Below are 13,584 nucleotides of genomic sequence, written 5' to 3' on the forward strand. Positions count from 1 at the left end.
CTGCCCGCTGTCCCGTTGAGAGGGGCCTGGGCGGCGCCCAAGACCCATCCCAAAAAAACCAGGAGACATCGTGGACGACGTATTCACCGGCACGCGGGCCCTTGCCCACCCTATGGACACCGCCGCCCTGGAGGCCTGGCTGAGCCGCGAGGTGCCAGGTTTTGCCGGGCCCCTGAGCATCGAGCAGTTCAAGGGCGGGCAGTCCAATCCCACCTACAAGCTCATCACGCCGCAGGCCCAGTACGTCATGCGCTCCAAGCCGGCGCCGGTGGCCAAGCTGCTGCCGTCGGCCCATGCCATCGAACGGGAGTTCACCGTGATGCGGGCGCTGGCCGGCTCGGACGTACCGGTGCCGCAGATGCTGGCCTTGTGCGAGGACGAGTCGATCATCGGCCGCGCCTTCTACGTGATGGAGTTCATCCAGGGCCGGGTGATGTGGGACCAGTCGCTGCCGGGCGCCTCCAATGCGGAGCGCACGGCCCTCTACGACGAAATGAATCGGGTGATTGCCGCGCTGCACCAGGTGGATGTGAAGGCCGTGGGCCTCGCGCAGTACGGGAAGCCGGGCAATTATTTCGAGCGGCAGATCGGCCGCTGGAGCAAGCAATATCAGGCCTCGATCACCGGGCCCAACGACGCCATGGACCGGCTCATCGACTGGCTGCCGCAGCACATTCCAGCGTCGGCACGGGATGAGAGCGACGTGTCCATCGTTCACGGCGACTATCGGCTTGACAACCTGGTGTTCCACCCCACCGAACCCCGCGTGCTCGCGGTGCTGGATTGGGAACTTTCGACGCTGGGCCATCCGCTGGCGGACTTCAGCTATCACTGCATGTCCTGGCACATTCGCCAAAGCGGTGCCGCCCGGGGGCTGGGCGGCGTGGACCTGGCCGGGCTGGGGATTCCGGATGAGTTGAGCTATGTGCGGCGCTACTGCGAGCGCACCGGGCGCGGCGACGCGGCCACGGTGATGAAGGACTGGAGCTTCTACCTGGCCTACAACCTGTTCCGGATTGCGGCCATTCTGCAGGGCATTGCCAAACGAGTGGAAGACGGCACCGCCTCCAGCGCACGGGCGCGGGAGGCTGCCGCAGGCGCCGTGCCGATGGCGACACTGGGCTGGCAGTTTGCGCAGCAGGCCTGACAAGCCGGCACGGCGCTGAACCGGCGCCCGCCGACCGGAGGGTGGCGGGGCACGAGGTCAGCGCCCGCCTTGCTTGCAAGGTCGCCGCTGAGCCCGTGGGGCCGCAGCACCTCTCAGCGCCGCAGCCACCGTGAACACCACTCAGTGGGGCGTGCCGTAATCCCCCTCCGAGGCGCGGTTATGCCACGCGACCGAGGTGGTGGTGGGCCAGGAGCCGCCATCGCCCAGCCGATGGCTGACGTCCTGCGCGCTGTGGGCAGCAGCCTCCAGCACGCTGGCCAAGCCCTGGACTTCGTTGAGCGACGGGTCCGGCATGGCCGTGCGCAGGTAGACATTGCCGCGAAGGCTCAGCAGCACAAACGGCCGCCCTTCCACCAGGATGTCCTGGCTGGCCTGCGCCAGTCGCGAGCACAACTCGGGCGACAGCCAGGCATTGGACAGTTCCCGGCTGTTGCTGACGGAGCCAAAACGCTGCTTGACCAGCTTGGAGTCCTGCACCGGTTGCTTCGGGAACATCACCAGCCAGCGCATTTCTTCCGGGGTGTCGGTGTCCACGCGGGTGCGCAGCGTGTCGGTGTAAGCCTCAAAGACGCTGCTCTCCAGCGTATCCATCAGCTGGCGCTCGATGAGCATCATCTGCAGGTCGTGATGCAGCTTCAGCTCGCAGCGCATGCGCAGTTCATAGCCATTGATGTAACTGCGCTGTGAGGGGCCCCATTCGATGCGGGTGAGCCCTGGCAGGGTGCGCGGCAGGTCGATGACAAAACCGCGCCCGTCGCGCGCATGGCGCAACACGCCACCACGTTCCTGGGCCCAGTCGATCAGCGGGCGCCAACGCGCGGCATTGGCACGGACGGTGAACCACTGTTTGATTTGTTTGATTACCATGAGGCTGGGGAAGCGCAAGGGCCGCAGCACTGCCGGCCCCTGCGCTTTTGCAAAAGGCGCATGCCCGACCCTACCGAAGCCCTGCGCCCCAACGGAGAACGCAAGATGATCGAAGTGTATTCATGGCCCACGCCCAATGGGCACAAGGTGCACATCATGCTGGAGGAATGCCACCTTCCCTACAGGGTGATTCCCGTGGATATCGGGGCGGGGGAGCAGTTCGACCCCAAGTTCCTGCGCATCAGCCCCAACAACAAAATTCCAGCCATCGTCGACCCGCAAGGGCCGGATGGGGCGCCGATGTCGATGTTCGAGTCCGGTGCCATCCTGCTGTACCTGGCCGGCAAGACCGGGCAGTTCCTGCCGGAAGACACCCGTGCGCGGTATGACGTGCTGCAGTGGCTGATGTTCCAGATGGGCGGCGTGGGGCCGATGCTGGGTCAGGCCCATCACTTCCGGATCTACGCAACCGAGAAAATTGAATACGCCATCGACCGCTACACCAACGAAGCGCAGCGGCTGTACCGCGTGATCGACAAGCAACTGGCGCACAGCCGCTACATCGCAAGCGACACCTACACCATTGCGGACATGGCCATCTTCCCGTGGCTGCGCAGCTGGAAGAACCAGGGCGTGGAGCTGAGCGACTACCCCCACCTCAAAGGCTGGTTCGACGAGATCGCTGCGCGGCCCGCCGTCAAGCGGGCGGTGGACGTACTGGCCGACCGGCGCAAGCCGCTGGTGGACGACAAGGCGCGGGAGAACCTCTTCGGTTCCGCGCAATACCAGCGGCGCTGATCAGAGCTTGCCCAACCGGACGCGATCACCAAGTTCGGTCAGCCACCGCCGGCCATCCTCCCGGATGCCGGTGGCCAGGCCTTTGTCCTGCAAACGCTGCTGCATCTCTTCGCTGACGATCATGCCGCCGGGCGCCTGCGGGATGAAATACAGGGCCGCGCGCTCTTCGGGAGTGATGACCAGGGGCGTCCCTTCTTCAGGCACTTCTGCGGGGGTGGACGGAGTGGAAGACATCTGAATCGGACTGCGGAGCCAAAGGAACGGCCCGCAGTATGCCAAGACTGAACGCCTCCCTGTGCCAGGTTGCACACCTGAGCGGCTTCCCCCTCATCTCCGGGGCGCGATGCGAACCTGGATGGCCCGAGAATGCTGGCTCGGGCAAAAAAGAGCTGCGCCACAGCAGCATCACGAGGGTGGGATGAAAGCAACAAGACGATGGGGCCACGCAGGCTCATCACGCGCAATGGGCTGCTTCAGCGAGGTGGCCCATGGTTGAGCGCTCACCCGGGCTCGCCGACTGGCTGGAGGGTGTGCCGATGAAGATGCTGGTGGCGGGCATGGCCGCCCTGGCGGTGATGGCCTTGGTGTACCCGGATTCCCGTCGGCGCGAGGTGTCAGCCGCCGCTGAAGCCATTCACCAGTGTGACCTCGCCGCAGCACGCAACGACCTGGGCGAAGACAACCGGCAGCAGGCGCGGGCCCACTGCCAGGCCTTGCGCAGGGCTTATCGGGACCAGTACGGCCAGGAGCCTTGACGCCTGCGACAGGGATTGGCGGGCTTGCGGCCCTGGCACACGCATCACGCCCCGCGACTTCCGGACACCGCCTTCAGGCCATCGACTTCAGGCCACCGCTTCCAGCGCTTCAAGCTCGCGGATGTCCTCGCTCGGGCTGCCCTGGCGCGCCTGCAGGTCGTCACCCTCAGCGCTGTCCCAGCCTGCCCAACTGTCCCAGGCATCTCGCCCATCTTCCTGAGCCAGTTGCTCATCATGCGAGGGCGGCGCAGGCTGCACCATGCGCACTTCCGCCGCGGCACGGCGCAGCTCCGCCTCACGCAGCAATACCGACGTGCGGGGATTGGCCCGAATCATCTGGGACGCCAGCGCAATGGCGCCGCGCACCTCAGGCCGCCGTTGCGCCCAGTCGGCCAACAAGGGCCCATGCCGTTCCGGGAAGACTTCCCACCAGGCGACGATGCTTTTGGGTTCGTTCAGATCAAGCAGCATGTTGGTTCCTTTCCCGAGGCCCCTTTCCCGAGGCCCCTTCCCCGAGGCTTTCTCTCAGACTTTCTCTCAAGCCTGACCGAGGTATTGGGGAGACATGAGGCAACTGTATGCGCATACAGTGTTTTTGCCAATACCCCTCCGTGCGCACGCTTCAGCTCGTTGGAGCGTCCGCTCTGCCGCTCTGCCGCTCTGCCGCATGTCCGCGTGGCCGGAGCGATATCAACGCTGCTGTTGGACGGCCCGCAGGGCCAATGCCTCATCGGTGGACCGGGCATCGGCCTGATCGAAAAACCCCGAGGCCTGCGGGTGCAGCAAGGCCTGCGCCTGCGCCACCGCGCCGGTGAGCCAGGCGGTCCAGTCTTGCGGTTCGATGTGAATCACCGCCCGTTTGTCTTGCGCCTGCGCTGGCAGTGAGGGGTCGGGCTTGTGTAGACGGCCCAGCAGGGGATGGCCATCGCAATTGCAGGTGAGCATGGTGAAGCTGGGCACCACCTCCCCGGTCACGGGATCCACCCATTCATTCCAGAGACCCGCCAGCATCCAGGGCAGTCCGTCCGCTCGGCGCAATTGCCACCAGCGGTTCTTGCCGCTTTCCCAATTGGGTTCCTGATACCAGGCCGCAGGAATGAGGCACCGCCGCCCCTCGTTCCACGCCGCCCGAAAGGTGGGCGATGTGGCTACGGTTTCCAGCCGTGCGTTGTTGGTGGTCCGGGGCCGGGGTGCCGGGGTCTTGCGGCCGGGCATGGTCTTGGGTTGGATCATGTCCGTGCGTGCAGGCGCACCGGGACGAATCAGGCCCCACTGCCCCCAAACGCCTTCCACTGCGTCGCCACCGGCCGGCCGCAGGAAGAGCCCGGTGTCAAACGGGCCCACAAACGGCTTGTCCGGCACTTGCTCGGGCAACCAGATCCCCAGATGGCGGCGCACATACACCTCCAGATCGTTTTTTGGGGTCAGGTGGTAGAGGTTGCACATCGAAGCCTCCGCTTGAAGCTGATTTCCATGACGTTGGTGATGCGCATCGTGAAGCATGTGGCGGATAAACGCATAACGCCGATTTATCCTGCCTTTTCTACCATTTTGGTTTGAACTGGCACCGCACACTCAGTATGTTGGTCAATGGCTCTGAGGCTGCGTCGATCGTTCACGATCGCCCATGACCAGGGCCCTCTTTAGCGATCCCATCAACGAGGGAAGGACGGGAATCATGAAGAATCTTCGGGTGGCCTGGAAGTTGAGCCTGGGCTTTGGAGTTGTGGGACTGCTGCTGTTGCTGTTGGCAGTGGCGGCCTGGATGGCGCTCACCAAGGTGGACCGGCTGGTCGATTTGATTGTGGAAGATCGCTACGTCAAGGTGATGATGATTCGAAACATTGACAGCGAACTCAACCAGCAGGCACGACAGACACGCAACATTGTGATCTTTGACGACGCCAAGGAACGTCGCACCCAGCTGGATCAATTGGCGACCTCACGAAAGGCCGCGCGGGAAATCTACGACAAGCTGGCGGACCTGATCCAGAGTCCCGAGGGCAAGGCAGTGATAGGTTCTGCCCTGGAAGCCCGTGAAGGCTACAAAAAGGCACTGGATGTATTTGTTGCCCAAGCGGAAGCGAACGATCCCGCCATGCGCGACACGCTGCTGAAGCAGGTTCGACCGGCACAGCTGGCGTATGACCAAAAGCTTGAAGAACTCTCCAAGTTCCAGGAAAAGCTGATGGCGGAGGACGCCAGGAACAGTCAAGTGTCCGTTGAGGCCGCGACGCTGACCATCAGCGTCACTGCTGTGGTGGGGCTGGCGCTGGCCGGTTTTGCCGCCTTGCTGGTGACTGGCAGCATTACCAAGCCCATGCGCAAGTTGGTGGACTCCCTGGACACGCTGTCCAATGGCGATCTTGTTCCGGAAGTGGTCGTGGACCGTCACGACGAAATCGGACAGCTTCAGAAGGGACTTCACCGGCTGCGTGAGGCGCTGATCAAGACCGTCAGCGCGGTGCGATCGAATGCGGAGAGCGTCGCGACAGCGAGTGCGCAGATTGCTCAAGGCAACCAAGACCTGAGCCAACGCACCGAAGAGCAGGCCAGCGCACTGGAGCAGACGGCTGCCACCATGGAAGAACTGGGCAGCACGGTGCAAAGCAATGCGGAAAACGCGCGGCAGGCGGACGGGCTGTCCCGCAATGCCGCCGAGATTGCTTCGCGCGGCGGGGCCATGGTGGGCCATGTGGTGTCCACCATGCAAGGCATCAGTGACAGCAGCCGCAAGATTGGCGACATCATCGGGGTGATCGACGGCATTGCCTTCCAGACCAACATCCTGGCGTTGAATGCCGCCGTGGAAGCTGCTCGCGCTGGTGAGCAGGGGCGCGGCTTTGCGGTGGTGGCCGGGGAAGTCCGCACCCTGGCGCAACGCAGTGCGCAGGCGGCCCGGGAGATCAAGGCCTTGATCACCAGCAATGTGGAACAGGTGGAACGCGGCAACGACCAGGTGGAGGGCGCTGGCAAGACCATGGATGAAATCGTTGGCTCGATCAAACGGGTGAGCGACATCGTCAGCGAGATCACGGCGGCCACGGTGGAGCAAAGCAACGGCATCCATCAGGTGGGTGAAGCTGTGGGGCAAATGGATATGGTGACGCAGCAGAATGCCGCGCTGGTGGAAGAAAGCGCGGCGGCGGCCGAGAGCCTGAAGGTGCAGGCGCAACAGCTGCTGGAAGCGGTGGACTTCTTCAAGTTGGCGGCGCGGAGCCGGGCCGACCACAGCAGCCCGGTGGCAACACCGAAGCAGGCAAGTCTGACGTCGAAGGTCAAGCCGGTGGCCGTCAAGCCGGTGGCCAAGACGGCGACGACGCTGGCCAAGGCTGCCAAACCGAAGGTGGCCAGCGCGGCAAGCAAGGTCAGCCAGCCAGCCAAGACCTCGACGCCACCCAAGCAGCCCATGGCGTTGGCGACCGAGGCACCGGACGCGGGCGATCAGTGGGCGTCGTTCTGATGCCAGACGGGCTGGCGGCATTGAACCCGCCCGCCACTGAACTCCCGCAGGGCATCGTCGACCTGCCTCAGGCGTGCTTGCCGGGGAGTATGTTTACTCGGACGAGTGGGGTGGGCTGGTTTCGAAGGATGAGCTCTGAAGGGGCCAGCTTCGAGATCAGCCCGCAGTAGCAGCTGCCGGCCGGGCGTCTGCATTGACGCGAGGCCGCTGCTTGAGCTTCATCAGCCGCCGCTCCAGAAACTCCCATGACAGTGCGGCGAGGCCGCAGGTCACCAAGAACTGCGCCACGATCAACACCTGTCGGCCGTGAGGCAACCAAGGCAGTTGGTCGGCGTATTTGGAGAAGGCCGGAACAAAGAAGTGATACACATAGAAGCCATCGCTGATGGTCCCCAGATACCTTAGCGGCCATAGCTCCAGTGCGCGCACCAGCAGGCTCCCCTGCGCGGCCGGCATATAGGCCAGCACCGACAAGCAGATCAGCAGCGCACCCAGCTCGCGTAACCCGCGAACGGCCCCCGGTGAGGTGATGGTGAAGACTCGGCCGGAGGCGTCGGCGTACAGCATGGCACCGATGACGAAGGTGAGAGCCAGCACCGGGGCAGGAGGCATGCGCTGCCCCGACAAGAGACCCAAGGCCAGCAGCCCGCCGCAGGCCATGAATGAGAAGAACGGCAGGTCCGGCAGATAGGGCTTGGGCACGGCGTCGAAACTGGCAAAGTCCCAGAGGGCCGAGCCCATGGCAACGGCCAGAAGCGCCAGCAGGACCCACGCGTGCCGTCCAGCCGACACCCACAGCAGCAGGGGCGAGGCCAGCATGTAGAAGTGCTGCTCGATCGACAGGCTCCACAGGTGGGAGATGCCGCCCCACACATGGGAAACGTGCTGAATGTAGTAGTTGCCCAGGAAGACGTAGTAGTAGTGCAGACCGTCCGTTTTCAGGCTACGGCCCTGCGCCAGCAGCACCACCGCAATCATCACCAGCACCAGGTAATACAGCGGAAAGATGCGCAGGGAGCGGCTGATCCAGAAACTGCGCAGCTCTCGGGCGGCCGTGCTGCTGCCCTGCTCCACCTTGACCCGCTGCCCGTGGAGGATGCCCACGATCAGGAATCCGCTGAGCGCAAAGAAGACATTCACACCGAGGCTGCCCAGGTGGAGATCGCCGCGAATGAAGTGCTCCGCGAAGACCAGCATCACACACAGCGCGCGAACACCATCCAGCCCGGCGATGCGGGCACGAGCGTTGGACATTGATCTCTCCGGACAGTGATTGGACCCTGTCACGGTTTGTCAATGCCCCCGAGGCTGGACGCATCAGGACTTGTATCGACGCCTCATCAACTTTGTGGATGAGCCTTGCAGCTGAGCTAGTGTGCTGCCCCGCAAGTTCGTCAGCGAGACAGTGCCAGCCCGTTGGACGCCGACAACTTCGCATGCAGCTCCGGTGGGAAGCCCTCGCTCATATAGCTGAAGCGAGCCACCCATTCCACGTGCTTGCCCCAGAGCCAGCCAAGCACCTCGTCGAGCGCCTCCCCCACGTGGTCTTCATGGATCCCCATGGCCTGCAACTGATCCGGGTCCAAACGGATCACCAGTACAAGCACCGCCCCACCCCCCAAGACGTCGGTCATGGGGACATCGAAGGCCCATGCCTGTGCCACGGCCGGGTGGGCAGCCAAGGCCGCCGACAACGCAGCCACTTCGTGCTCGGGGCGTCCTGTCGGCCAGACAGGCCGTTGCTCCAGCGCTTCCAATGCCGCCTGTCGCCGCCTTCTCCGCGCCGCCGCCGATGTGGGCCTTGACGGCTGGAGGGGCGCTGCGGAGGCCACGTCTTGTGGAACGTTGCCCGCGACACTCAGCGCCGCATGCCCCATTGCCCAGGCAACACTCCGTCCCTCATCGGCCCAGGGCGAATACGCCTTGCAGACGGTCCCCCACTGCCCACCCAGCCAGGCCCGTGCTGCGCTTTCCTCAAAACTCGCCGCACGGAGATCCAGCGCGCCTGGCGCACAGCCCAAGGCGCTCAATCTCGAAGCATGGGAGGGATGCGTTCCTCGAGGCTGATGCGCCTTCAGCCAGTCGGACAGCTCTTCCGGAGATGGCGGTTCGTGGGGGATGGAGAGAGCGGTCCACTCGGCCCAGTCCTCCGGCGCAGAGGCGCTCCGTTTCAGTTGTTCGAGCAAGGCCGAATCGCCGGTCACTGCCCTTGCCGATGTCGCACGCGCCAACAGCAGCAAGGCCCTCGCCAGGGCTTGAGGTGCCACCAAACGTGCAGCCGTTGCGTCCGCTTCGAATTCGCAGCGGCGGGCGTGAGCATCGGTCACGTCCCGGAACCAGGGCAGGAACATCCTGGCAAAGGCATGGCCAGCCCGCTCCCAGGGGCTGGAATCGGCCGGATCGCCATAGCCCTCCATTTGCGCCCAGTCGGTCCAGGCCTGACGGGTGCGATAAAGCCAATGGCCAAGTCGCCCATGCTCGCGCGAGAAATGTCCCAATTCATGGGCAATCACGGCCCTGGCCGCCTCGGTATCCAGCAGACGCAGCAAGGGCAGACCGAGAATCAGGACACGTTGGGTCCGCCGAAATGACAAACCGCGGTGGCGCTCCAGAGCGCCTGCATTGAGCGAGTCGTCCAGCGCAATCACATGCACTCGCGGTGCATGAAGCGCATCGGCAATGGCATCCACCTGGGCATACAACTCAGGCACCGTGGCCCGAGGCACCACGCGGACTCGGAGACGCCAATCGGGCTGGATGATCCAAGCGAGGATCAGGAAGGCCAGGATGGCCACCCCGGTCAGGCTTCCCAAGCCGAAAAGAAACAGCGGCAAGCCCAGCAAGAGGGCCAACGGCACCAGCAGCATGAACTGTAAAAACCCAGCGGCCAGCAAAGCCACCGCAGCCAGCCCCCAGACCGGCAACGAGCGGTCAGACTGGTTCAATACCGTCATTCTGGTCCTCCCCGACTGATGACTTATTGATCGCTTATTGATCATTTATTGGCCTGCCCGGAGGGACTCGAACCCCCGACCTGCTGCTTAGAAGGCAGCTGCTCTATCCAGTTGAGCTACGGGCAGACAGACACACCAGTGCCTGAAATGAATCAGGCCCTCCCCGGCATTCCCATGCCGGCAGAGGGCCTGAATTGTGCCATGCCGCCAGCGGTCAGCCGGCGGCTGGTGGATCAGATCAGCACGTTCACGATCGCATTGCCGATGCCCATCAGAGCCGCACCGGAAATCAGACCCGCGCAGATCGGCTCACAGCCGTCCACCCAGCGGCGCCAGCCCGCCGTCCCCGGCGTCTTGTAGATCTTGGCCGCCACGAAGAAGATCATCGCGCCGATCCACATCGCGAAGGTGGACTCCGGCGGCAGCACCACGCCCAGGCCGATCGACACCGACGACAGCGGAAACTTGCCGCGCGTCACCAGGCGCAGCACCTCGATCACCACGGCCGCTGCAGCGGCCAGGCCCATCGTGATCAGCGCCGAAGCCGGCAGGCTGTGCAGGCCGTTGGCAATGATATCGGCCACACCCTTCCACTGCACCGCCGCCGGCATGGCGAACTGGTCGGAAATGATGGTGGCCGTGCTGCGCACGCCTTCCGCGTTCTTCGGCACGAACAGCAGGAAGAACAGCGGGACGCAGGCCAGTACACCCGCAAAAATCCCAATCACGTGGCCAATGGCCTGGTGGCGCGGCTTGCCGCCCAGCATGTAGCCCGGCTTGATGTCCGACAGCAGGTTGGCCGCGTTGGAGGCAATTTCCGCCGTCATGCCCGCCGGCACCAGGTTGGAGGCCGGGTTGCTGCGGTCAATCGCCCCCATGGTGAACTGCGTGATCTTGGACAGCGCGCCCGTCGGCGTCCAGGAAGTCAGTGCCATCGAGTTGGTGCAGATCACCGTCAGCACGAAGATCAGCGGCAGCGACACCAGCGCCAGCGTCATCGGCACGCCAAAGAACAGGTGCCCCGTCCACGCCGACAGGAAACCAAACACCGGCACACCGACGTAGGAAATCCACAGCGGCACTTCAATGTTGGCCAGCAGGTCAGGGCCGTTGTCCTTGTTCTTCTTGCGATGGGTCAGCGACTTGAACGCATTGGTGAAGATGTCGGGCTTGGCCAGCAGGCTGGTCACCGAACCGGCCACCATCATGGCCACACCCCACCACATCGACCACTGGTTCACGATCTCCACTCGCGAGATGGGGATCACCGTGCCAGTGGGACCCACACGCTGAACGATGTCGCCCGCGTTGATCATGATCGGCGCCAGCACCGCAAAGTTCACAAAGGCACCCAGCAGGCAGCTGGTGGCCACGGCAATGCCCATCAGGCCACCAACGCCCAGCATCGCCACATCCAGCGTCAGGCGCAGGCCCAGCACACGGAAGTCCACGCCCATGATCTTGGGAATCCACGCGTCCACCTTCACGGCCCAGCTGTAGTAGTACTGGTCCAGGCGGTCATGGAAGACCCAGGGTTCCTTCATGCCGGCCCACTGGTCCATGCGCAGCAGCTTGAACTGGATCAGCTTCATCCAGCCATCACTCACGATGGCCTGGTAGAACGCGGCCAACCCAGCCACCTTGGCCAGCAGTGCCGCCTTGTACAGGCCTTCGCCGCCCTGGCCCGTGTAGAGCGAGTCCAGCACCACGCCACAGGCGCGGCCCTCCGGGAACGGCAGTTGATCTTCGTTGATGAAGCGCCGCTTCATCGGGAAGGCCACCAGCACGCCGGTCACCGAGATCAGGACCATCCAGATCATCATCTGCCACCACGGGATGATGCGATCCACCACCAGCATGTAGGCCACCAGGCTGGAGATCAGCGGGGTCGTCACATAACCGGCCGCCGTGGCGATGGACTGGGTGCAGTTGTTCTCCAGAATGGTGTAGTCATCCGCCCAGCCCATCTGATTCAGAAGGCGGAACATGGCAAAAGCCAGAATCACCGACGTGAGCCCCACGCCCACACTGATGCCAGTCTTGGCGCCGATGTAGAGCGACGTCGCCGCCAGCACACCGCCCAGAATGAAACCGGTCAGGCCGGAGCGCAGCGAGAGCTGCGCCATGTCACCGCGGAAGACGTTCTTGAACCACCACTCGTCTTTTTGGGCCCGCGTCCAGGTGCGGACCTGTTCGTCCGTCAAGTGCTGTAGCGCCATGCTGCTCGATCCTTCGTTACGCCCCTGTTCAGGCTCGTGACCAGAAAGGACGTTCTTTTGAAACAAAAAAACAGCGCGCATTGTCCCAGTCCGTCATGGGCCTGACATCTCCTGAAAGCAAGGGTTTCCACCTAAAGACTCCACCCAACAGCGCTGGATGTGCGAGGGCAACCCGCGCCAGTACGCTTGGACACGCAGCGGCCATGCTTGTTCACACACGCGGTTCGGTGAGTTGCCGCCGTGGGCGGTTACCGCATCAGCCGTTCATGCCCGTGCTGGCACCCCGATGGCCGGAGGTGCCCGGCGCAATCGGCGCATCAGAGAAGCTCGCAGCGGCTCGTCATACAAGCTCAACGCCAGTTGCGCGAGCACACCGGCCAGCAGGAAGGCCAGGACCGCCACCCACAGGCTTGGCATATCGGTGATGTTCAGGTCCCGCGCCAGACGCAGCAGCGGCTCATGCAGCAGGTAAAACGGGTAGGACATCGCGCCCAACCACTCCAGCCCGCGCAGAATGACGCCGTGGGGCTGCACCTCGGCGGCAGCACCCAACGCCACGATGAGCGGCAGCAGCACCAGCAGGCACACCAGATCGAACACCGGTTCATGCCGCCACCACGGACACATCAGGATGGCCAGCAGCACCAGCATCGGCAGCATCCAATGCACTTGAGGCAGCCGACGGTGGATGCCGCTGCGGCAGATGCACATCCCCACCACAAACGGGAAAGCCACCCGTACAAAGCCCAGTACGAAATTGCGGGGCCCGTCAAAGCCGATGGGGTCCACGCCGTGCTGCAACAGCACCGCCCCTGCCAGCGCCACACCCAAAGCCCCCACCACGGCTGTCACAGCGCCGGGCTTGAGCCGCTGACCGTACTTGGTGTGCAAGCCGTAAGCCGCATTGGCACAGAGTTCGAAGAACAGCGACCAGATCGGGTTGTTCACCGGATACGCCTGGAACTGATACTTCAGCCCTGCGGGCAGCAGCACGAAGGCGGAGCCAATCAGCACCAGGGTCTGCTTCCAGGCCAGATCCCCGCGCAGCAGCGCCAGCAACAGCACCCCGGCCCCCAAGGCAATGCCCAGCGCGATCATCGGGTAGAGACGAATCAGCCGGACCGCAAAGAAACGTTGGATCGACATGCCAGGCAGCTTGCGGTCATAAGCAAAGGCCACCACGAAGCCGCTCAGGCAGAAGAAGAAGTCCACTGCCAGAGAGGCATGAAAGGGTTTGTAGCCCAGCTTGAGCAGTTGGCTGGCATGCAGCACCGCCACGCACAGCGCGGCCACACCACGCATGCCATCGAGCACCACATACCGCTTTGTGTCCTGATCCAGCATGGGCAATGCCTCCCAG

12 protein-coding genes and 1 tRNA gene are annotated in these 13,584 nt (G+C 63.8%); 4 read left to right on the plus strand and 9 right to left on the minus strand.

Annotated features, from left to right (window positions below):
• Positions 1-112 precede the first annotated feature (112 nt).
• Entirely contained in the window at positions 113-1,147 is a 1,035-nt protein-coding gene (locus OU995_RS20775) for a phosphotransferase (RefSeq protein WP_267836318.1), read from the plus strand.
• Between the two features lie 141 nt (positions 1,148-1,288).
• Here the strand turns inward: OU995_RS20775 and OU995_RS20780 are convergent, their stop codons facing one another.
• On the minus strand, positions 1,289-2,035 hold the full coding sequence (locus tag OU995_RS20780) for a hypothetical protein (RefSeq protein WP_267832031.1): 747 nt from the start codon (positions 2,033-2,035) through the stop codon (positions 1,289-1,291).
• 105 nt (positions 2,036-2,140) lie between these two features.
• On the opposite strand from OU995_RS20780, the gene OU995_RS20785 reads away from it, so the two are divergent.
• Positions 2,141-2,833, plus strand: coding sequence for a glutathione binding-like protein (locus OU995_RS20785; protein ID WP_267836319.1), 693 nt, complete (start codon positions 2,141-2,143; stop codon positions 2,831-2,833).
• Here OU995_RS20785 and OU995_RS20790 read toward each other — a convergent pair whose 3' ends face one another.
• Positions 2,834-3,067 carry a hypothetical protein gene (locus OU995_RS20790; protein WP_267832032.1) on the minus strand — a complete coding sequence of 78 codons (234 nt, stop codon included), beginning with the start codon at positions 3,065-3,067 and terminating at the stop codon, positions 2,834-2,836.
• 254 nt (positions 3,068-3,321) lie between these two features.
• On the opposite strand from OU995_RS20790, the gene OU995_RS20795 reads away from it, so the two are divergent.
• Entirely contained in the window at positions 3,322-3,588 is a 267-nt protein-coding gene (locus OU995_RS20795; protein ID WP_267832034.1) for a hypothetical protein, read from the plus strand.
• 87 nt (positions 3,589-3,675) lie between these two features.
• Here the strand turns inward: OU995_RS20795 and OU995_RS20800 are convergent, their stop codons facing one another.
• Positions 3,676-4,059 carry a hypothetical protein gene (locus tag OU995_RS20800; protein WP_267832035.1) on the minus strand — a complete coding sequence of 128 codons (384 nt, stop codon included), beginning with the start codon at positions 4,057-4,059 and terminating at the stop codon, positions 3,676-3,678.
• Positions 4,060-4,278: 219 nt separating this feature from the next.
• On the minus strand, positions 4,279-5,034 hold the full coding sequence (locus tag OU995_RS20805; RefSeq protein WP_267832036.1) for an SOS response-associated peptidase: 756 nt from the start codon (positions 5,032-5,034) through the stop codon (positions 4,279-4,281).
• Between the two features lie 232 nt (positions 5,035-5,266).
• Between OU995_RS20805 and OU995_RS20810 the strand changes: the two genes are divergently transcribed.
• Positions 5,267-7,051, plus strand: coding sequence for a methyl-accepting chemotaxis protein (locus tag OU995_RS20810; protein WP_267832037.1), 1,785 nt, complete (start codon positions 5,267-5,269; stop codon positions 7,049-7,051).
• Positions 7,052-7,207: 156 nt separating this feature from the next.
• Here OU995_RS20810 and OU995_RS20815 read toward each other — a convergent pair whose 3' ends face one another.
• The 5 genes from OU995_RS20815 to OU995_RS20835 all read right to left on the minus strand — a co-directional run bounded on the left by OU995_RS20815 (position 7,208) and on the right by OU995_RS20835 (position 13,568).
• Positions 7,208-8,305, minus strand: coding sequence for an acyltransferase family protein (locus tag OU995_RS20815; protein WP_267832038.1), 1,098 nt, complete (start codon positions 8,303-8,305; stop codon positions 7,208-7,210).
• A 140-nt stretch (positions 8,306-8,445) separates the two neighbouring features.
• Positions 8,446-10,005, minus strand: a complete 1,560-nt coding sequence (locus tag OU995_RS20820) for a M48 family metallopeptidase (RefSeq protein ID WP_267832039.1) — start codon at positions 10,003-10,005, stop codon at positions 8,446-8,448.
• Positions 10,006-10,054: 49 nt separating this feature from the next.
• Positions 10,055-10,131, minus strand: a tRNA-Arg gene (locus tag OU995_RS20825).
• Positions 10,132-10,238: 107 nt separating this feature from the next.
• Entirely contained in the window at positions 10,239-12,224 is a 1,986-nt protein-coding gene (locus OU995_RS20830) for an OPT family oligopeptide transporter (protein WP_267832040.1), read from the minus strand.
• Positions 12,225-12,488: 264 nt separating this feature from the next.
• Positions 12,489-13,568, minus strand: a complete 1,080-nt coding sequence (locus OU995_RS20835) for an acyltransferase family protein (RefSeq protein WP_267832041.1) — start codon at positions 13,566-13,568, stop codon at positions 12,489-12,491.
• Between the last annotated feature and the right edge of the window lie 16 nt (positions 13,569-13,584).

Origin of the sequence: Roseateles sp. SL47, assembly GCF_026625885.1 — a bacterium.
In the GTDB taxonomy this organism is placed as follows: domain Bacteria; phylum Pseudomonadota; class Gammaproteobacteria; order Burkholderiales; family Burkholderiaceae_C; genus Roseateles.